A 20,956-nucleotide genomic window follows, 5' to 3' on the forward strand; every position below is an offset into this window, starting at 1 on the left:
GGGAAAATACGTTATTAAAATTAAAACTGACTGTTACATTTACCGAAAACCCAAAGCTGGTCAAGGCTTTATTTGCTGCAAAAACCAAGGGCGCAATAATGCGCCCCTACATTGGCTAGCCTGGTTGCCAAACCTCAGGTTTTAAGCAGGCTGGCAGTATAAAGCCGCATCAAAGTGATAAACATGATCCGCATAGCGCTTGCCGCCAAGGCTATGGGCGTCTGGCACCTTAGCCACCAGCTTAAAGCCCGTTTTTTCTAATACCCGCTCTGATGCAACATTGCCCTCGGTAACCAGCGCTTGAAAACGGCTAATGCCCTGTTCACTCAGCGCCCAATGGATTAAAGCTTGTAGTGATTCAGTGCCAAAGCCCTGGCCGTGATACGGTGGCAGCAACAAATACCCTACTTCAGCCCTATCCTCCGACATACTAAGCCCGGTAACACCAATAGCCTGGCCGCTGTCACACAAGCGCATTACCAGGCACAGCCAGTGGTTAGCGTTTTTGTGCCACGGCTGCAGACGGGCGTCGAATTTTTGCTTTAACTCGGTTTCTGTTGGTGCATCAAAACACTGCGCTATAACCTCAGGTGTGCTGTGTAATGTTTGAAATAACCGCCAGTCACCTGGCGTAAGGGGCGTCATCTGCAGACGCGTCGAAGTGATAATCATTAAAGTGCTGTCTTATCAAAGTGGTATCGTATCAAAGTATCTCAGTTGCCTTAAGATGTCACCTTGGTCAGGCTGTAAAGCCCACGCTCTCATCAGAGCACATATTCAGGCCAGATTTGCCGTAACTTAGCGTAGTACTTAGCGTTATCCCAAATATTAAGCCCATCATCAATATGCACCGGATCGCTTGGGCTAAAATTGCCCCCCCAGCGCAATGTTGTCTGTATTTTGCTTGCTGATGATGCATAAACCACATCATGCAGAAAACGTCGTACCCGTTCTTCATCAGATGGCGTCAGAGACGTTTGCAAAGAGTCATCTTTTATATTTAGCCTGTTTAACTTGCTTGAATTAAACCACTGATTTTCAGTAAATAAATTGATGTCTATTGCATGCCCGATAAAGTGGTTTGACAGTGTAGCAGGGTTAACAACTGCAGCGGAAACCGCTTTGCCCGGCTCTCTTAACGAGCTGGTCACCCACATTGAAATGTCGTGTTGTTGTAATTTCTCTTCCAGCCATTCGATAACATGTTCAAATTGGCGGTCAATTCTAATCGGCTGCCCCTGAATTCGGGATGTTTTAGGATGATAGGTCATTATTTGCGTGTGTTGGGCAGTGTTGCCCGGTTCGATAGCCACCGCTTTTAACTCAGACAACTCGACATAATCCGCCAGTACATAACCAATTTGGCCGTTTTCTGTTTTTACTTTTAACCAGGTTTCCTGGCTTAGTACCTCAAGCTGTGTACCATATTTTAATGCGTCAATAATATTACCTACTTTAGGCGCATCGCGCAGGCACAGGCCGGCTCTTGCTGTGGTTTGTCCCCGTTTCATCTGTAATGCCTCCTAGCCTTTAAGATCGTTTTGTTGCGTACCGACCTGCTCTGCTGGTGCTATGTCACCTCTGGACACCACCACATCCATAGCTTTGCCTTTAATCTCACAGCTAACCGTAATGTCTTTACCGGCTATATTCTTGATTGTGCCTGCAGTTAGCAGTTCAATCACAGTGCCGTCTGGCAACTGTTTTACCCGGACAAATTTTACTTTCTGGTTTTTTTGTAGTGGCACCAAAGAGAGACTGTGGATCTGTAAGGTAGGGTTAGGTGGTGTGTCCACCGGCTCAGTTGTCTCAGCCGGTTTACTTGCCGGCAACGGGTTTTGCGTGTCAGCCTCCACTTTGCGTGTGCCGCCATGTATCATGCGCTCTGCCACGCCCCGCACTGCCATCAGAAACATTTCAGATGAAAAACCGGCCGCAAAAGCTAACACAACATTGGCACCTATCGCTTCGGGCTTAGCCCATGAAAACGCAATTATCGCCACCCCTGGCGCACATAATACCTGCACGACCTGAAAGATAACCGTTTCCCGGGCATAAGCACCGCTCATGGGTAACGCAAGATCAGGGTTTTTCGCCAGCCAATATTTGTAATTCTGATGATAGCTGCTGCTAACCCGGCGCTGAAACTCTGGTATTTTACGCGCCATATTTATCAGTGCACCTAACAGAGCCAGAATTAAAAAATACACCGGCACCACTACACCACCGGTAATGGGCGCACCCAGCAATAATCTGTCTTCCGCTGCCTGTTGTCGCTGTTTTAGTTGTTGTTTTGTGCTACTGATATCCGACTGGTTTCTCGCTATCTCGGCTGTCACCTTAGCTAGTTCATCTCTTGCTGTTTTCAATGCAGTCTTGATATCTTTTACTGGCTGCAGTTCCTGCTTATTACTCACCAAGCGTTGCTCCAGTTCAAAGCCGGCTAAACGCATTTCATACTGGGCAATCGAATTTTCCAGCCGGTTTTTCTGCTCGGTATTGTGCGCTAATTGAAGATTGAGCGTATTTAAATTCAGTGGCGCAGTTTTTTTCTGGCTTATCGCTAAAATGGCCTCGGCACAATTATCCAGAATATGGCAAGCCAGAATGTTACCACCGATACTCAGCACCCACTGCGGTGGGATATCTCCGCATTCTGCCTGCAATGGCATGCGCCCATCCTGGCGGCGAATATCAGCTTTGCTTTTTTCGACAGCGCGATAGTCACAGCCTTTAACTATGGCCACCAGCGTATTCAGCCTGGTATTTAGCAAGTATTCAATGCTGCTCCCGTCAGCTTTATTCGCCGGCTTTTCAGCAATATTGTGCTCTTGCGTCAGGTTTGTGTGTAGCGTTGTCGTTTCGGTTGTCCCGGCTGGCGTAGTAGTCTTTGCTAACTTTGTCGTATGCTGCGCGTGATCCGCTGCAAGCGTATTTGGCTCAGCGGCGGCTTTTTCAACTTCAGAAAGTAATACCTTAGGGTCAAACAACAAAACGTCTTTATTAACGCTTAGATAAATCAGCACACACCCCATTAGCAGAATAAAGCCATAAGCAAAACGAAAAATGCCGTTCATGACATAGTTATCTTCGCTTACCGGATCTGGCGCGCCGTTTTTATCGACATCAACGCCGTCACCGTTATAATCGAGAGCCCGGGTGAATACCAAAATGGTAGCTGCCGCACTAAGTAGCAAGCCGGTTATCCGCCAGGTCCAGCTATCTTGTTCGAGGAAAAATGCTAATACAGTAATGAAATAACTGAACAACGCCAGCCAGCCAGCATGCTGTTCAATGCTCAGTAGTACGCTGCTTGATTTGCTATCTGATGACGATGAATTTTGAGGCTTGTTCATTTAGCGACCTCAAAATGTGTTTTATAACCACTAAGCACGCCGATAATCTGATTACGAATACTGTTTAATGCCGTTTCGTATTCTTTTTGTTTTTGCTTATTCCCTGGCGTATCGTTTTCTAACTTATCCAGATCTTTTTGAAATGCCCGCAACTGCGCAATCATGCCAACTAATGCTTTGCGCTTTTGCGCTATCACTTGTTTATTTTGCTCAAGTTCACTGGCCGCAGACTCCACTGTAAAATTAATGTCGACGTTGTCAGCATTAGGGGCAGAAGCGGAGGCCGTTCCCCCTAGTTTAACGCCTGCGATAGTCATAGCCGCATCACCTACTGCCCGGGCAATTTCCAGTTGCCCCCTAATCAGGTTTGACGGGTCATTTTCAACGTGATGTGCTCTGAAATGCAGTGGCGTATCGCGCACTATCACCATCGATGTTTTCCCCTGTGCCTGCACAAAAGTTTTACCGACTTTTTTGTTCCAATGATGTTCGTTCAGCGGGTCCGTCACGGTGCGCCAGATTGGATCCCCGACATCCTGTAGCCGGTCAATCAAGTCGTATAATCCCGAGGTATTACTCGCTTGCTGTGCCAGCAGCTCTTTAATGCTGCCAGCAAAAGGCATTTTTCGATTAAAACCGACAAAATCTATTTTAATCTGCCCGCGCTGCAAGGCCGTCAAGTCTTGCTGACGGGCTTTCGCGCGAGCGTGTTTCTGTTCATCTTGTAAAACTAAACGGTCTGAAAGGTTTTGGATCCGCCCCCGAGCATCATCCACTAATCTATACAAGCGCTCCTGCTCCAGCTTATTGCTCCCAGCTTGCATCCACTTTGCGTGGACCAGACTTTCAAGCGATGCCCAATCGACATAAACATTCGGCAGATTCTGATACGCGCTAAAGGCGTTCACCACTTGGGATAGCCGCTGTAATACCTGATGTTGCAAAGCGAACAATGAGTGTTCACCCGCCAGAGATTTTTCAATAAATTGAGATTCTGTCAGCCAAACTTCGTTATCTGCAGTATGTCTGTCACAAGGAACAATGACGTATCTGTTGCCAATCTTTTTATGGCATTGTCTTTTTTCATAATCTAATGTTGGCGTCTGGCTATTTTTATTCTCCCGGCCAGCATCTTTAAACCTTATTTGCTCTGTACAACTGACATCTATTGTTCGTGGCACGGTATCCTTAATTACAGCGCGCTCTGTCAGTTTTTTGCTTGTCGCAGTCACCTCGGTAACAGTTGACTGGTAAATTTCCCTGGTATTGGACTGCAGACTAACATCGGATTTAGCCAGGCATTTAGTGGCATAGGTGTTTTTTGCCGTAGCAATAACGTGCAAATAGGTATCGTTATAATGATTAATCTCGGTTAACAGCTGTTGGAGCGTAGCAGTGAGTGCGTTAATACTCTCTTCTTCACAGTTATTGTTGTTAATGATGGCCGCGCTGAGGTGCTGCAGCGGATGGCCGGCTGAAAATGCAGCTGTACAAGATGTACTGTTTGCTTTTGCATCTGAGCCATCATCTGTGGCTGAGCCACCAGCGCTGAGCCAAAGTGACTTATAAATATTCAGCACTTCGCTTTTCCACTGCTTAGAGGCATTTCTATTCGCTCTGGCCTCTTGCAGCAATACCTCAGCCTGAGCGTATAACGCCATATTATCCTGAGGAGACGGCGGTAACAGCATACGGGGGTCTTCATCGTATAAATCAACCTCCACGACGAGTTTGGCGGAGGCGCAACCTAACAGCACAGCGGTTAAGCCACAGACAGCGAACAATTTAAGTGTTTTCATTGCACACTCTCCGCAACCGTCAGCAGTGAAATAACCCGGCGCAGCAATTCGTCTTGCTCTGCTGTGGCGGCATTGTCCAAGGCTAGATTAAGCTGCGTGGCAATAAGCGTAAAATTATCTGTTGCGGCAGCGATTTCTGCCTGTTCTTTCGTCGACAGGTTCTGTTGCTGTTGTTGTATTACATCAGTAAGCTTCAGCACTGATGCACTGGTTTCAGTCGATTGCGAGAAGCCTTTAATGCCGTTAATAACCTGCGTCGGATCAGACGACAGCACCATAACCAGTTTCTGGCCAGCACGGCGGGTAATCAGGTTTTCAGCCGGGTTATACTCTAACTCGATAGCACCGGTCGGCAGCGCTGTCGTGCTGCCGGGCATAGCACGCAGCCGTTTTAACACTTGCATCCATATTGCCAGGTCGGCATTAGTGGCGTTGGGGTTTGCCGCGACAGTTAAGTAGGCTTTGTACGCCTTTTTTAATTCTTCGTTTAGTGTGGAGCGAATAGCATTTTCGACATTAAGCGATTCGGCGGCATTTGACGTTGTTGCATCACCATAGAGTGCATCAACTGAATGGGCCGAAAACCATGCAGCGTCATAATTGGCGTCGCCCAGCTCAGCATTAGCCTGAACCCGCACACGGTAATAGTTTGTGTTATCACCGCTGGGTACGGCAACATAATACACTTCCTGTACATCCATGCCCGCGCAACCGGTTAGTAGAACAGGAAAAAGCAGTGTTAACATTAGCGGTATAATGCGAATTCCAGCGCAGACTGTTTTACTCCGAAACGCAGGATACATAGCAACATCCTTTTTACTATTGATAAGTACCAGGGTATAGCAACAACACAATAATTGAATCGAACAATCGAACTATAAGAGCTGACAGCAGGCTAAAACCGTTAATATGATTTTGTTTTGGCTAAACATTGCCTCGTTACCGCATTTCACAAAACCTAACAGTGCAGACATATCAACTGCAACAAGGTATAGTTCAATACGATAAGTATTGCTAACAAACAATTACGGTAGTGTGATTTATACAGAATTTATAAGAAAATCATCGATAGTATTTAGAAGCAGCAGAATTTCAGGACAGATATGAGCAAAACCAACAGCGGCGCGGCGGCCTATCAGCAGCAGGAACAAGGCTATCGCGATAAGGCGTTAAAAATGTACCCCTGGGTGTGCGGCCGTTGTGCCCGCGAGTTTGTGCATTCCAATTTGCGCGAGCTTACCGTGCATCATATTGACCATAACCACAGCAATAACCCAAGTGATGGCAGCAACTGGGAGTTACTCTGTATTTATTGCCATGATAACGAGCACAATAAATTTCACGAATTTGTGCTGTATGGTGGTACTACTGAGCAGAAAGTGGCACCAGCAACGCACAACCCTTTTGCCGATTTAAAAGCGCTGCTAACTAAACCGAAGTAAGCTTTCAGCGCTTTAATCTGCTGCCTGGCTATTACGCAATTTGGCTAATGCTGCGGCCAGAGTAGCGTCAGACAATTCGCCCATATGGCTGGATACCAGCTGACCACGCTGGTCAAAATACAGCGTCACCGGTAAACCGTAAGCGCCGAAGTGCTGCGGCAGTTGCCCGCGGTTATCCAGTAATACCTGAGACAAGGGCAACCGCAATGTCGTTAGATACTGTTTAACAGTGTCAGCGGATTCTTGCTGGTTTACCAGTACAAACTGAATATCGGGGTTGTTTTGTCCGGCTCTGGCTAGTAACGGCATTTCACGTCGGCACGGCGGACACCAGCTAGCCCACAGGTTTACTACCGTCAACTGGCCTTTATTTTGCTGCAAATTCGTCTGGCCGCCGTCTAAGCGGGCCAGCGTGATATCTGGCAGCTGTGCCTGCTGGCGGCCACTGGTAACGACAGTCATTAATACTGCGAATAACAGCACAGTCGTCAGCGTGCCACTTAGCAACGCCTTGCGTTGCTGTGGGTAGCGTTTTAGTTGCAGCATCAGCATGACACTGGCCGCAAGTAATGTCGCCGACAGATCAAAACCGCGATCACGAAAATCCAGCATTTGCCACAGCGAATCATAGCTTTGGCTAAACCGCAGCACAAAAACAATGCGGCCAAACACCAGGCTGGCCAGCAATACGGTCAACAACTGATCGGTAACCGCTCTGTGCTGTTTCTTTGCCTCCAGCGCCGCAACAATCAGCCCCACGACTACACTAAACAACAGCAGCAGTGGCGGCACCGGTAGCGCCAAGGGCCCCAGATTAATAGCAATCATAATTCTCCAAACATAACAACTGCCGCTATCAACAGCATGACATGTTCTAGCGCTCGGCCAACGCCATCAAGCGTGCTGCATGCTGTTTTAACGCCTGTTTCAGCGCTGGCGGTTCGATAATACTAAAATCAAACGGCAGCTGGCTTAACCACTGCGCTAAGCAATAACAACTGTCGGTGCGAGTGCTTAGCAGCAAGCCATCTGCCTGTGGCTTCAACATCGATGCCGTTTCCCCCATCGCCTGTGCTGCGGTAGGTTTATCGGTATGCAACAGCACCTGTACGTCTAAATTGCCCGGTATGCCATACAGGCTTTGGGTAAAATGTTCAGCCGAATCAAATTGCGCAGGCCGGTTAAAGCTCTGCTGCAGCAATTCGATATGCTGCAAACGATCCAGCCGGAAGGTTCGTAGCTCATTTCTTAAATGACAATAACCACTCATATACCAGCGGCCACTGCGAAACAACAAACCATAAGGGTCAACATGTCGATCTACCGGCGCCTGCTGATATGACGCATAACGAATATTGACCGAGCGCTGCTGTTCAATAGCATCAAGCAAAGGCCCAAGCTGCTGGCCGGAGGCCCCGGCCTCTGCCGACGGCAACATCAGTTTAATGGTATCGGCAACAGCCCGGGCGCGGGATTTCAGCTTCGCCGGCATCACCCGCTCCAGCTTAGCCTGCACACTGCTGACAGCAGCCTGTGTATCAGCTAACTGTAAATTTTTCGCCGCCAACAGCCCGAGCGACAATGCCAGAGTTTCGTCATTGGTAAACATCATCGGCGGCAATTTAAAACCGGCCACCAACATATAGCCGCCATCGCAGCCCTGCTCGGTAGTTACCGGAATGCCCAGTTGCTCCAGCGCCTGAATATAGCGACGCACCGTGCGTTTATCCACCCCCAGCCTGGCAGCGAGTTCAGTGCCACTTAACCGGCCATGGCTTTGCAGCAACTCTAACAGGCTCAGCACCCGGATGGTTGGACCGCTCATGCCATGCTCCGTCTGTTAATTGAAATACATTTTTTCATGCCGACAACTATAACCGAAAACTAGGACAGGTTATGACCTATATGCGTTTTATGCTGCGTGAGTAGCGGAATACCCCGCCTTTGATACCCCTGACAAGGAGCGACAACATGCAAGCCATTACCCTTTACACCAACCCCAATTCACGTGGCCGTATTATCCGCTGGCTGCTGGAAGAACTTAGCGTACCCTACGAGGTAAAAGTGCTGCAGTATGGCCGCGAGATAAAAGCAGCGACGTTTTTAGCGCTAAACCCGATGGGTAAAGTGCCGGTAATTACCCACGGTGATGTGGTAGTAACCGAAGCGGCCGCCATTTGCGCCTACCTGGCCGATCAGTTTGCCGATAAACAGCTGGCGCCAGCGTTTAATAGCCCGGCGCGCGCGGCTTATTACCGCTGGTTATTTTTTACAGCCGGCCCGCTGGAAATGGCCACCAGCGCCAAAGCCTTTGGCTGGCAGCTGGATGCCGACAACGCTCAGGCTGTTGGCTGTGGTTTGTATCAGGATACGGTAAATGCACTGGAAACAGCCTTAACGAACGGGCCTTACATTTGTGGTGAGCAATTTACCGCCGCCGATGTGTATGTCGGCAGCCATATTGAATGGGGCATGATGTTTGACACCCTGGAAAAGCGGCCAGCGTTTATGGAATATGTGCAACGCTTACAAACCCGGCCTGCCGCCATTAGAGCCAATCAGTTAGATGATGCGCTGGTACCACAGCCAGCTTAAGGTTACAGCCGCAGGTTTTTACTTTGCACGGACGTTAAACGGGCGCAATAGTGCGCCCCTAGGGCAGCAGCAATGCCTCGTCAATAGCAATAAAGCGGCTGGCGGCTTTAATCAGCGCCTGAGCAGTTAAGCCTTCCACGCCATAAATCTCTACTTCGGTTTGATATTTAGTGATGAGTTTTTCTGCCAGCAGGCCAAAATCGCCATCACCAGAGGCCAGTACCAGCACATCGCTGTGCTGGCCGTATTCAATTGCATCTAACGTTATACCGACATCCCAATCGCCTTTGGCACTGCCGTCAGCACGCTGAATAAAGGGTTTTAGTTTTACCTCAAAGCCGATGGCACGCAGAATATTTTGAAACTGGCGCTGCTTTTCATCGCCACGATCAATGGCATAGGCAATGGCTTTGACCACAGTACGCCCGGCCGTTACCTGACGCCAGAAGGCGTTGTAGTCAAAATTGCGGCCAAAGGCCTCGCGGCTGGTGTAATAGATATTTTGTACATCAACCAAAATGGTAACACTGGGCATGACAGCTTCCGCCAATAAAACAGCCAAACTAACCGGCTGCACCCAATACCGCAACCTTTATTTACTGCTGGCTAATCGCTGCAAATTCCGCCTTAAGTAGCGCGGCCAAATCCGTTGCAACAAGCGCAATTTCCAACCCACGTTTACCGGCGCTGACATAAATCGTACTAAATTGCGTTGCTGAGCTGTCAATAATGGTCGGCAAGGCTTTTTTCTGCCCCAGCGGACTAACGCCACCCAGCACATAGCCGGTACTGCGCATCACATCAGTCGCATTGGCCATCTCAGCTTTCTTCGCGCCCAGCGCCTTTGCTGCCAGCTTCATACTTAGCTGCTGGTTTACCGGCAATATCATCACGGCCAGATGTTTACCGTCTAATTGCACTACCAGGGTTTTAAATACCTGCGCCGGGTTTAATCCCAGCTTTTCCGCTGCTTCCAGGCCATAAGAAACCGATGCCGGATCATGTTGATAATGATGCACGGTATAAGCGATACCCTGCTGTTTAGCTAACTCGATGGCGGGTGTCATACATGCTGCTCCTTGCCAGTATCATTCGATTTTATTTGTAAAAACTGCTGACATTTCGCAGTATTTAATCAGTTGTTCCGAACGGTTTGTAAGCGTAGCCTGCCAATAGTATTTAGCCAACGGGTACAACGCAATGACCTCATCTTTAGCACCGGTATTCTATTTGCCACATGGCGGTGGCCCTTTACCTTTATTAGCCGACCCACATCATCTGGCACTGACGCAATTTTTAACCCAGCTTGGCAGTGCGCTGGCAACACCGCAGGCGATACTGGTGATCAGTGCACATTGGGAAACCGAGCAACCCGCGCTGACAGCAACTGAAACCCCACCGTTATTGTTTGATTACTCGGGTTTTCCAGCACAAAGCTATCAGTATCGCTACCCGGCGCCGGGCGCGCCAGCTCTGGCACATGAGATTGCCGCAGTGTTGCAACAGCATGGCTTTGCTGCACAACTGGACCACAGTCGCGGCTTGGATCACGGTGTTTTTGTGCCGCTGATGCTGCTTAGGCCACAAGCCGATATACCGATATTACAACTTTCGTTACTGAAAAGCTTAGAACCGATGCAGCATATCGCTCTGGGTGAGGCCATCGCCCTGCTACGCCAGCAAAATGTGCTGATTATCGGCTCTGGCATGAGCTTTCATAATATGCGCGCGTTTTTCCAACCCGATCGGGTGAGCCAGCAGCAAGTGGCTGCGTTTAATCAATACTTAATTGACAGCCTGAGCAGTGCCCTTAGCTACTCGCAGCAGGTAAGCCGGCTGACTGCTTGGCTAAACGCGCCCAATGCCCGTCTGATACACCCGCGCGAAGAGCACTTACTACCGCTGATGGTGTGTCTGGGTGCGGCTAAAGGCAGTACAGCTCAGCTACTGTTTCAGGCCGATGTGCTTAACCGCGAAGTACTGGCGTTTGGCTGGTTTGATTAAATCTGCCGAAAAATTAAATGCACAAAAGCAGCGCCATCAGATGACCCTGCTGCTAGCCGGCTCTGCCGGGCAACAATGAAAGGTATCTCCCTGGCTGAATTTCTGCCGGTACTGGCTGGGCGTTAATTCGGTGTACTGCAAAAACAGCTTACGAAACGAGCTGACATCTTCATAGCCCACTTGCAGCACTATTTGTTCAACCGGCTGATTGGTCGTCTCCAGCAGCCGTTTAGCCTGCTCTACCCGTAAGCGCTGCAGATAATTCAGTGGCGTATCATTAAGTGCGGCTTTAAACCGGCGCAACAGCGTGCGTTTAGTAAGATGGAACTGCGCGGCCAGCTGTTCCAGTGCAAAAGGTTGTGCCAGTGAGTTAATCAGCTGTTTTTGCACCTGAGCAATCAGCAAATCGCTATGCTGCTGGCCGACCGATAAATCCATATAGGGAATTTGTGAGCTGCGGTTAGGATCGGTCAGCATGATTTTGCCAATCTGACGGGCAAAGGCCTCTCCTGCCAGGCGTTCGGTCAGCGCCAGACATAAGTTCATAAAGGCTGTGGTGGCACCGGCGGTAAGCAAATTACCATCCTGTACCAGCAGTTTATTCAGCTGCAAATGTACCGTCGGATACAGGCTTTGAAACACGTCTTTAAAAAACCAGCTGGAGGTCGCCTTTTTATGCGCCAGCAAGCCGCTGCCAGCCAGAATAAAGGTGCCGGTGCAGTGTGCGGCGATAATACTGCCATTATCCAATGCGTGAGCCAAACCGGAAAAATACCCCGCTGATTGTTGTGCCAGTGCCGACAGCTGAGCACGGCTATAAGCATACGCCGCTGGTAGGATCAGCGCATCAGCCTGTTGCCAGTTATGGGGCTGCACGGCCAGTGTTACCCCCTGTCTCAGCGTCAGCGGCATGCCATCCGGTGACACCAGATAACAATGAAACAGCGCTGCACAGTGCTCGCCATGCTGATAACGCCACAGCACATTGCAGTACTCAAAAAAGTCCAGCAAACCGAAAACATCGCTACTGATACTGCTGTTAGTGGCTAACACAGCAATCTGTTTCATTAGGTATCTCCTACTATGCGCGGCAACAGCCTGTCACTATTCACCTTATTTTTATCAATAGTGACACTGCAAACACTGGTTGGCAAGGACTAGACTGGCGTTGCAGTATCAAATCACCTAATGCAGGAGGCAGTATGAATAACCTTAACCTCAAATGGCTGGCCGTCGCCGCCTGGCTTATCAGCTGGTTACTACTTTTTTGGATTAATTTTGCCGCAGAGCTGTCGCTGATGATGCACTTTTTTGCTATTCCGCTGCTACTGCTAAGCACAGCTCTGGGCGCCGCACATTTTTATGAAGTACGCGATGACGACAGCAGCGGTGACTGACGTGCGGCTAGCCGCTACAATAACGCCAACGATAACAAGTGGAATAACAGGTTATGAGCAGTTGGCAGTTAGCCGGTATGTTGCTTGCGTTGACAGGATTGGTCATTTACTACCCACGGGAACTGCTGCCTAAATTACGCGCCGAACCGGGCTATCAGCACTTTGTCTTTGCTTCTGTGGTGGCCTTAAGTTTACTCTGGAGTGTACAAGCCGGCATTAAAGATGGCCTGAACCTGCATTTTTTGCTGGTGACAACACTGGTGTTGTGCCATGGCTGGCGCATTGCCAGCTGGATTTGTCTGCTACCCATGTTATTGCTGATCGCCTTTGGCAAGCTGGTCTGGCAAGACGTGGGCCTGTATGCCTTAAGCAGCTTTATCCTGCCCGGTTTATTTAGCTACGCTGTCTTTCTGGCCAGCTACCGCTATTTAAGCCGGCATTTGTTTGTGTATATTTTTGTTGCCGGTTTTTTGGCTGCGGCACTGACCATAGTGTTACAAATCAGTCTGACGGCGCTCTGGTTTGGCCTGGAAGGCCGCTACAGCTGGAACGAAATTATTGATAACTACTGGTTATTAGCGTTGTTGCTGTGGTTTCCCGAAGCGCTGCTCAATGGTAGTGCAGTCACCTTGATGGCCATTTACCGGCCACACTGGCTGCGTACCTTTTATGATCGTGAATATTTATCAGCAGAGCGTTAGCAATAAAAAAGCGAAGCACCCGGCTTCGCTTTTCTGTCCCAGTAACGCTTAGAACATCCAGGTTTTTTCGTCCTGCAGCGGCTGTTGTAATTCCAGCTGCTTTAAGCCTTTCACGCAGCGGATAATCAACCAGACAATCCAGAACAAGATCACCAGCCAACCGATTAATACGACAGATAAAATACTGCCCACCAACAGGAAGACAAAACCCATCCAGAAGGTACGGATTTGAAAACGATAATGGCTTTGCAACCAGTCCGGACCATCACCTTTATTAACGTATGCCACAATCACACCGATGATACCGGTAATACCAAATACCAACCCCACCAGATACAAAATATATACCAGCTTGGCAGTAGATGAATTGACCGCCGGTGCTGCATTAATGTCATTCATGACACGCTCTCCTTTACGACTATTGTTATTTTAGTAAAACCGGTATCAGTAAAATGTCACACCAACACGACAGTCTCGTTAGGCAACATAGCGCTAAATATGAGCTTAAGCAATGGTTTAACTAACGAAAACAGCCATTTATCCCAACATTGTTAACTGATCGGAGCAGATAATATAGAGCCCGAGCAACATAAACACCGCACAAGCGGCTTTTCGTGCCAGAGACAGCGGAATTTTTTGTAATAACCAACTGCCGGCATACACCACGGGCACATTTGCCGCCAGCATGCCCAGGGTTGTACCCCAAATGACATACCAGACTGCTTCATCAAAGCTGGCGGCCAGCAACACCGTCGCAATTTGGGTTTTATCGCCAATTTCGGCCAGAAAAAACAGTATGCAGCTGGCAACAAAGGCGCCAAAACGCAGCACGCCGGTATCTTCACTGTCGTCTTTATCCGGTATAAGCAGCCACAGCGCTACCGCGATAAAGCTGCCGCCCAGCAGCCAGTTATGCCAGTTTGTCGGAATAAATTGTGCTACCCAGACGCCAAGCCAGGCTGAAGCCGCATGATTCAGTAAAGTCGCCACCAGTATACCGGCAATAATGGCACCTTTGGCACGAAAACGGGCCGCCAGAAACAACGACAACAGCTGGGTTTTATCGCCTATTTCGGCAATGGCAACAGCAGTAAAGGAGGAGAATAAGGCTTCCATTAACAATACCTTAGCGGGAATCTACATAAGACACAGCAGCGGCTCCCGCTGTGGGCCGCTATTGTGTCTTAAGTCTCATCAATTCAGCGGGCGCTGAACGCTGTGGCCATGTGCATTGCATCACAAGTATGTTGACCACACCGCTGCGATAAACCACCGCAGCAGATTACTCCCTTAAGGACGGCGCATTTTAATCAGAATGCGCTCGACTGTAAAGGTAAAGCTTAAGCCCAGACTTTATCCGCCCAGCGCTTAGCATTAGCCCGCCAGCTTGCCCAACCGGCCGTCAGATTAACCAGCCCCCAATAGGTTAACGGCACCAATACCAGGCTGGTTAACGTAGAAAATAACAAACCGCCGATAATGGCAATCGCCATAGGTGCATAGCTTGGGCCGTCGCCACCAATTTGCGTACCGCCCAGTGCCAGTGGTAATAAACCCAGTACAGTAGTGGAAACCGTCATCAGGATCGGCCGTAAACGCGACTCGCTGGCATGAATAATCAGCTCGCGCAGCATCGCACCGGGCTGCTCCTGCCGATCCTGATTGATGCGGTCTACCAGCACGATGCCGTTGTTGACCACTATCCCCATCAGCACCAACATGCCTATCATTCCCATAATCCCCATATTGGTACCGGTAAACAGAAAGGCCCAGAACACGCCTACCAACGAGAACAATAGTGAACCTATCACCGCTGTTGGCAACAATAACGACTCAAACAGCGCCGCCATCACGATATAAATCATCGCGACCGCCAGCAACATATTCACCAGCATTACCTGCTGCGACTCGTCCTGGCGCTGGAAGCTGCCCTGAAACGACCAGCGATAACCGGCCGGCAATGCCAGCTCGTCCATGACTTTTTTGATATCTTCGCGCGCCGTGTCCATTTTGTAGTCTTTTGCCAGATTCATCCGGATAGCAATGCCGGTTTGGCGGTCAAAACGGCGGATTTGGTCCAGCCGCGGCGCAAACGTCAGCGTCGCCAGTTGCTCAAGGCTGATAACAACACCGTCTTTATTTAAAATAGGCAAGGCGGCCAGCTCAGCCTGCGAATGACTGACTTTCTCATCATACAGCACACGCATTAACAACTCGCCCTGCTCCAGCGTGCGATAAGTGCGCAAATTGGTGCCCCTAAGTGCCAGCGCTACTGCGCCAGCTACCTGCTGCGCGGTTAAACCATGGCGTTGCAGTTGCTCCAGCTTAAGCGTAATTTGCAATTCCTGCTGGCCGCGGGCAATTTCTGAACTGACATCCTCCAAACCGGCAATACCTGACAGCATCGGCTCTATGTCCTGCGCCAGTTCCAGCAAGACTTCGGTTGAGCTGCCCAGCAAATGCACCTGCATACCGCCGTTATTGCCCCAACCAAATGAGGGTTTCGAGCGCACCAGCGCCGGCCAGTCCTGACGAATGGCCTCTTTCAGCGCTGCCAGCGGCTGGCTAAGCTGCGGTTTTAAAATAATGATCGAAATAGCGTGGCCAGAGCGGTAATAACTGTATACCGACTCGACATCAAACTTGTCTTTATTGGCATACAGATAGGCTTCCATCATGCTAACTTCGGCTTCTACTTCTTCCAGCGCATAATTACCCTGTACGTTATAGTTTAAGAAAATGCGGTCACTGCTTTCATCATCTTCATCCCCGCCCGACACGGCGCCCATCGGAATAACAATACTGCTCAGTAACAAAACAGCAAAAAAGGCCGACCAACGCGGGTGATACATCACCCAACTTAGCACCTTGCGATAGCCCCGCTCTGCCTTACCTTGCTGAACCTGTTGCGTAACTTGCATTGTAAGACGGGTGGTTAACAGTGGGATCAGCGTCAGAGCCATCAGTAAGCTAACCGCCAGACACAAACAAATCGCTATGGCGACATGTTCTAAAAAGATGGTCAGCTGCATCTTCTGGCCGACAATGTTCGGCAAAAATACGATGGCCGTGGTTGCCGTGCCCGCCAGCACCGCCAGGCTGACACGGCGCACCCCGCGCGCCGTGGCGGCTTTGACATCACCGCCCTGCGCGCGCTCGCGAAAAATACTTTCGGTGACCACCACCGCATTATCCACCAGCATACCAATGGCCAGCATCAGCCCCATCATACTTAAGATATTCAGGCTGTAGCCAAGAAAGTACATCACACCAAGCGCAATACAAATGGATACCGGCACCGCCAACACCACCACCATAGTGGTACCGATATGACGTAAAAACAGATACAGCACAGCAAAAGACAACAGCGCGCCAATACCACCAGCGCTAAGCAAATCCGCCAGTGAGGTGGTCACACCATCGGCAGTGTCGTCCATGATGTATAAACTAATGCCGTTAAAGGCCGGATCTTTATCTGCCGCTTCTACCACGGCAAGCGCGGCTTTAGCCACCTCGACCAGGTTAGCGCCGGACTCTTTAAACACATTCATGCCCACTGCATAGGTTTGATCTAAGTGACGGCCATCCTCACGCTTGGGCAGTTCCAGTTGCACACTAGCCACTTCGCGCAGGCTTAACCCCGGGCGCAGCGGCAGCGCAGCAATTTCTTCCAGCTGCTGGTATTCTCCTACCGGTTTAACCAGAATACTGGTTTCACTGTTACGCAGCTCACCAGCGGTCATCGCAAAGTTATTACTTTGCAGCGTCCGCACTATGCTTTGCGCATCAATATTCAGCGCGCGCATTTTGTCCGGGTCCAGCCGGATAATGACCTGGCGTTTTTCTACGCCATACAGCTCAACCTTAGATACGCCGGCTACCCGCTCCAGCGGACGCTTTATTTGCCGCTCCAGCAAGTCGTACGCCATGGCCAAATCACGTTCGCTGGAAATACGCAGCTGAAATATTGGCATATCGTTGGTATTAAACTGAAACACCAACACCCGCTCAACATCGTCTGGCAGCAAATGGCGAATACTGTCCAGTCGCTCACGTACTTCAATGCTTTTGCTGTTAATGTTTTCTTCCCAGTTAAATTCCAGCGAAATCTCGCTGCTGTTTTCATTAGACCAGGAGCGCATTTCCTTCACGCCGGTTACTGTGGCCAGCGCTTCTTCAACCGGTCGGGTGATCAGCCGCTCAATTTCGGTTGGTGTAGCGTTGTTATACGGCACATTAATAAAAATTTGCGGGATATCAATGCCGGGGAATTTCTCCAGCGGCAGCATACGGCTGGCGATAATGCCAAACACCAGCAGCGATAAAAACAGCATACAAATTGTCACCGGCCGGGTTAGCGCAAAACGGGTCAGCCATAAAGGTTGCGCGCTCATACTGTGGCCTCCGCTGCGGTTGAACTTAAGGCTTTATCGCGACTGACTAAGGCATACAACACCGGAATAAACAGCAGGGTAAGCATAGTGGCCAGCGCCAGGCCAAAGATCACGGTAATGGCCATCGGCGCACGAATTTCGCTGCCATCACCGGTGCCCAGCGCCATGGGTAATAAGCCCAGTATGGTGGTTAAGGTGGTCATCAGCACTGGCCGCAACCGACTGGCACCGGCGTCGATAATAGCGTGTTGCAGCGACACGCCCTCAGAGCGCAGCTGATTTATGCGGTCTATCAGTACGATGGCGTTATTCACCACAATACCGGCCAGCATTATCAGGCCAATAAACACGATAACGGATAAACGGGTATCGGTCAGCCATAAGCCTAAAATGGCACCGGCACCGGCCAGTGGCACAGTAAACAAAATTAATAGCGGTTGCAGCAGGTTTTCAAACTGCGAAGCCATGACCAAATACACTAAAAATACCGCCAACAGCAGTGCCATGGTTAACGAGGTATAAGCACGCTGCATTTCTTCACTCTGGCCTACCACAGCAGCCGTGACACCATACGGCAGACTTTGTGCCGCCAAAATAGCGGCAGCACTTTGCGTTGCCTGCTCTAAATCGCCATAGGTCAGGTTAGCACTGACCAGCGCCACCCGTTGCTGGCCAATGCGGGTAATTTCACTGGGGCCGGTTTCGCGCTTAATGTCTGCCACGGCAGATAACGGCAGCGGTTTGTCACTGCCCGGATTAATGATCAGTTGCGCCAGTTGCTGTTCAGACTGACGATACTGCTCGGCTAAGCGCACGCGGATATCCACTTTACGGTCATTCACCGAATACTGCCCGGCAACTTCACCACCAACATAAGCCGCCACCCGTTTGGCAACATCATGTGAGTTCATGCCCAGCTGCGAGAGCAAACCATGATTAAAGTACAGCGTAATTTCCGGCTGACCTGGCCGCAGGCTGGTCTTAACATCAGTAAAGCGCTCATCGGCTTCCAACGCCGTGACCAGGTTATCGGCGGCTACTTTCAGTTGCGCCAGCTCATAGCCCGACAGCTCAATTTCAAGCGGCGTGCTAAAGCTAAACAACTGAGGCCGGTCGATTTTAACCGTAATATCGGGCTGCTGCGCCAGATAGTCGCGCAGCACGGTTATCACCTGCTGTTCTTGCTCTGGGCTGCTGCCCGGCTGTAACACAATGTTCAGCCGGCCCCAGTGGCTGCCGCCGATGCTGGGATCAACGGTCATTTGAGCACCGGTCCCCGCCTGGGCATAACTGCGTTTTACTGCGGTTTGCTCCGCGGCAATGGCTGCCAGTTGTGTCAGCACCTTATCGGTTTGCTCAATAGCACTGCCTACCGGTAATTGTACTTCCACATAAAATTCCCCCTGGCTCAACGCCGGTATCACATCGGCGCCCAGCCGCGGCAATAGCGTAAAACAGGCCGCTGCTGCGGTTAGCGTAATGGCAATAGTCAGCACTTTTAACTGTAATGCGGCACTAAGCGCACGGCGATAAAAGGCATCTAACCGGGCTAATAACCATTGCACGGCGTTTAGCAGCGGTTTAAACAGCAGCGCTAAGCTGCGGCTCACCAGACGGAATAACAGCGTTAACGCTGTTACCAATAACAGCAATAAACCACGCACTGCTTTACCCAGCATCCGCAGTGGCCAGGTTGGCCAGTAGTACCAGCGGCGCACTTCAGCTTCAGTGCTAATTGCTACGGCAGGTTCACCAGCCATTTTACGGCTGCCCTCACGCGCTGCCATGGTAGGAATAAGGGTTAACGCCACCACTAACGAGGCTAACAAAGCAAAGGTGACCGTTAGCGCCTGATCGCGAAACAGCTGGCCGGCAATGCCTTCGACAAACACCAGCGGGAAAAACACCGCCACTGTGGTTAAGGTTGAGGCCGTAATCGCCATTGCCACTTCACGGGTGCCTGTTTTCGCAGCTTCAAATGCCGGTTTACCTTGCTCTTTGTGGCGGGCAATGTTTTCCAACACCACGATAGCGTTATCCACCAGTAAGCCAACCGCCAGCGCGATACCGCCTAGGCTCATCATATTCAGCGTAATACCCTGACCGTACATCAGATTAAAGGTGGCAATCACAGACACCGGTATTGATACTGAAATAATCAGTGTCGCCCAGACATTACGTAAAAACAGATACAGTACCAACATCGCCAGTAAACCACCGACGACCGCTGCGGATTTAACGTCATCAATGGCTTGCTTTATAAATTCAGACTGATCATACACCAGCGTCAGACGATAACCGGCTGGCAGCGCTTTTTCCAGCGCCGGTAATTGCGCCAGCAGAGTTTTTGCTACCTGTACGGTGTTGGCATCTCCTTCTTTGTAAATCGCCACTTCTATCGCTTCTTTGCCATCGACATAAGTAATGCTTTGGCGGTCGACGAAGCTGTCGCGCACTTCGGCGATGTCTTTTAACCGTACCTGGCTGTTATTCACCTGGGCAACATACAGGTTTTCAATTTGCTGCAAATCGGCAAACTGGTTAATGGTGCGCACTAAATAGTCGTAACTTGGTGTCTCTAAGCGGCCACCTGCCTGGTTCAGGTTTTCCTGGCGTAAACGGTCGGTGATCTGGCTGATATCCAGTTGCAGCTGGCTGAGTTTTTGCGGGTCGACCAAAATTTGAATTTCCTGGCTTAAACCGCCATCGGGCCGCACCGCAGCCACGCCGGGTAAGGACTCCAACGCACGGCGCAAATCCTCTTCGGCAAAGGTGCGCAGGCTCACCAACTGTGCCGGGCTTAACGCTTCGCCGGCATTTTCACGGCTCAGCGCTAAGCGCACTATCGGATCCAGGTTGGGGTTAAAGCGCAGCAGCAGCGGCTTTTCAATTTCCAGTGGCAGCAATAACACATCCAGCTTTTCCCGCACCTCCAGTGCAGCCAGATCCATATCGGTGCCCCATTCAAATTCCATCACCACATCAGAGCGGCCAGAGCGCGATACTGACTGTACTTTGCGCACGCCTTTAACAATGCCAACGGCTTCTTCAATGGGTTTGCTAACCAGTTGTTCCACTTCAGCCGGGGCAGCGCCGACAAACTCGGTGCGCACCGTTAAGGAGGGATAAGATAAGTCCGGTAACAAGTTCACGGCCAGGCGGCCGGCGGCGACCAGACCAAACAGTAAAATACCGAGTGTAAACATCCAGATAGTAACGGGGCGGGTTACGGCTGTATCTACCAGCTTCATAGCGTCATGTCCTGTGA

Annotated in this window: 19 protein-coding genes; 5 read left to right on the forward strand and 14 right to left on the reverse strand. The window is 50.2% G+C overall.

Annotated elements, in window-relative coordinates:
- Positions 1-141: 141 nt before the first annotated feature.
- The 5 genes from EYB30_RS15820 to EYB30_RS15840 all read right to left on the reverse strand — a co-directional run bounded on the left by EYB30_RS15820 (position 142) and on the right by EYB30_RS15840 (position 5,856).
- The gene (locus EYB30_RS15820) at positions 142-645 is read right to left on the reverse strand and encodes a GNAT family N-acetyltransferase (RefSeq protein WP_166839970.1); all 504 of its coding nucleotides are present in this window, start codon (positions 643-645) and stop codon (positions 142-144) included.
- A 119-nt stretch (positions 646-764) separates the two neighbouring features.
- Positions 765-1,511 carry an SH3 domain-containing protein gene (locus EYB30_RS15825; protein WP_166839972.1) on the reverse strand — a complete coding sequence of 249 codons (747 nt, stop codon included), beginning with the start codon at positions 1,509-1,511 and terminating at the stop codon, positions 765-767.
- 12 nt (positions 1,512-1,523) lie between these two features.
- A complete protein-coding gene (locus tag EYB30_RS15830; protein WP_166839974.1) occupies positions 1,524-3,356 on the reverse strand; it encodes a hypothetical protein in 1,833 nt (610 codons plus the stop codon).
- Positions 3,353-5,017: a hypothetical protein gene (locus EYB30_RS15835; RefSeq protein WP_166839976.1), complete on the reverse strand. Its 1,665-nt coding sequence runs from the start codon at positions 5,015-5,017 to the stop codon at positions 3,353-3,355. Before EYB30_RS15835 ends, EYB30_RS15830 begins: the two co-directional genes overlap by 4 nt.
- A 134-nt stretch (positions 5,018-5,151) precedes the next feature.
- Complete coding sequence (locus EYB30_RS15840; protein ID WP_166839978.1) at positions 5,152-5,856, reverse strand: hypothetical protein; 705 nt, start codon at positions 5,854-5,856, stop codon at positions 5,152-5,154.
- A 402-nt stretch (positions 5,857-6,258) separates the two neighbouring features.
- On the opposite strand from EYB30_RS15840, the gene EYB30_RS15845 reads away from it, so the two are divergent.
- On the forward strand, positions 6,259-6,597 hold the full coding sequence (locus tag EYB30_RS15845; protein ID WP_166839980.1) for a YajD family HNH nuclease: 339 nt from the start codon (positions 6,259-6,261) through the stop codon (positions 6,595-6,597).
- 12 nt (positions 6,598-6,609) lie between these two features.
- Here EYB30_RS15845 and EYB30_RS15850 read toward each other — a convergent pair whose 3' ends face one another.
- Complete coding sequence (locus tag EYB30_RS15850; protein ID WP_166839982.1) at positions 6,610-7,425, reverse strand: TlpA family protein disulfide reductase; 816 nt, start codon at positions 7,423-7,425, stop codon at positions 6,610-6,612.
- 46 nt (positions 7,426-7,471) lie between these two features.
- Positions 7,472-8,422: a helix-turn-helix transcriptional regulator gene (locus EYB30_RS15855; protein ID WP_166839983.1), complete on the reverse strand. Its 951-nt coding sequence runs from the start codon at positions 8,420-8,422 to the stop codon at positions 7,472-7,474.
- A 146-nt stretch (positions 8,423-8,568) separates the two neighbouring features.
- On the opposite strand from EYB30_RS15855, the gene EYB30_RS15860 reads away from it, so the two are divergent.
- Positions 8,569-9,192, forward strand: a complete 624-nt coding sequence (locus EYB30_RS15860; RefSeq protein WP_166839985.1) for a glutathione S-transferase family protein — start codon at positions 8,569-8,571, stop codon at positions 9,190-9,192.
- A 58-nt stretch (positions 9,193-9,250) separates the two neighbouring features.
- On the opposite strand, the gene EYB30_RS15865 is transcribed toward EYB30_RS15860, so the two are convergent.
- Positions 9,251-9,727: an NYN domain-containing protein gene (locus EYB30_RS15865; RefSeq protein ID WP_166839987.1), complete on the reverse strand. Its 477-nt coding sequence runs from the start codon at positions 9,725-9,727 to the stop codon at positions 9,251-9,253.
- Between the two features lie 61 nt (positions 9,728-9,788).
- Complete coding sequence (gene ybaK / locus EYB30_RS15870) at positions 9,789-10,259, reverse strand: Cys-tRNA(Pro) deacylase (protein WP_166839989.1); 471 nt, start codon at positions 10,257-10,259, stop codon at positions 9,789-9,791.
- Positions 10,260-10,392: 133 nt separating this feature from the next.
- Between ybaK and EYB30_RS15875 the strand changes: the two genes are divergently transcribed.
- Positions 10,393-11,196 carry a DODA-type extradiol aromatic ring-opening family dioxygenase gene (locus EYB30_RS15875; RefSeq protein WP_166839991.1) on the forward strand — a complete coding sequence of 268 codons (804 nt, stop codon included), beginning with the start codon at positions 10,393-10,395 and terminating at the stop codon, positions 11,194-11,196.
- A 36-nt stretch (positions 11,197-11,232) separates the two neighbouring features.
- Here EYB30_RS15875 and EYB30_RS15880 read toward each other — a convergent pair whose 3' ends face one another.
- Positions 11,233-12,264: a GlxA family transcriptional regulator gene (locus EYB30_RS15880; RefSeq protein WP_166839993.1), complete on the reverse strand. Its 1,032-nt coding sequence runs from the start codon at positions 12,262-12,264 to the stop codon at positions 11,233-11,235.
- Positions 12,265-12,398: 134 nt separating this feature from the next.
- Here EYB30_RS15880 and EYB30_RS15885 point away from each other — a divergent pair, with 134 nt between their 5' ends.
- Positions 12,399-12,593 (forward strand): hypothetical protein, encoded by a 195-nt coding sequence (locus EYB30_RS15885; RefSeq protein WP_166839994.1) that lies wholly within the window; start codon positions 12,399-12,401, stop codon positions 12,591-12,593.
- A 53-nt stretch (positions 12,594-12,646) separates the two neighbouring features.
- A complete protein-coding gene (locus EYB30_RS15890; RefSeq protein WP_166839996.1) occupies positions 12,647-13,294 on the forward strand; it encodes an energy-coupling factor ABC transporter permease in 648 nt (215 codons plus the stop codon).
- Positions 13,295-13,342: 48 nt separating this feature from the next.
- Here EYB30_RS15890 and EYB30_RS15895 read toward each other — a convergent pair whose 3' ends face one another.
- The 4 genes from EYB30_RS15895 to EYB30_RS15910 form a co-directional block, all read right to left on the reverse strand.
- Positions 13,343-13,693, reverse strand: a complete 351-nt coding sequence (locus EYB30_RS15895) for a DUF4870 family protein (protein WP_166839998.1) — start codon at positions 13,691-13,693, stop codon at positions 13,343-13,345.
- 138 nt (positions 13,694-13,831) lie between these two features.
- Complete coding sequence (locus tag EYB30_RS15900) at positions 13,832-14,410, reverse strand: TMEM165/GDT1 family protein (protein WP_166840000.1); 579 nt, start codon at positions 14,408-14,410, stop codon at positions 13,832-13,834.
- Between the two features lie 224 nt (positions 14,411-14,634).
- Positions 14,635-17,688 (reverse strand): efflux RND transporter permease subunit, encoded by a 3,054-nt coding sequence (locus EYB30_RS15905; RefSeq protein WP_166840003.1) that lies wholly within the window; start codon positions 17,686-17,688, stop codon positions 14,635-14,637.
- Entirely contained in the window at positions 17,685-20,939 is a 3,255-nt protein-coding gene (locus tag EYB30_RS15910; protein WP_166840005.1) for an efflux RND transporter permease subunit, read from the reverse strand. Before EYB30_RS15910 ends, EYB30_RS15905 begins: the two co-directional genes overlap by 4 nt.
- Positions 20,940-20,956 lie beyond the last annotated feature (17 nt).

Origin of the sequence: Rheinheimera pleomorphica, from assembly GCF_011634895.1 — a bacterium.
In the GTDB taxonomy this organism is placed as follows: domain Bacteria; phylum Pseudomonadota; class Gammaproteobacteria; order Enterobacterales; family Alteromonadaceae; genus Alishewanella; species Alishewanella pleomorphica.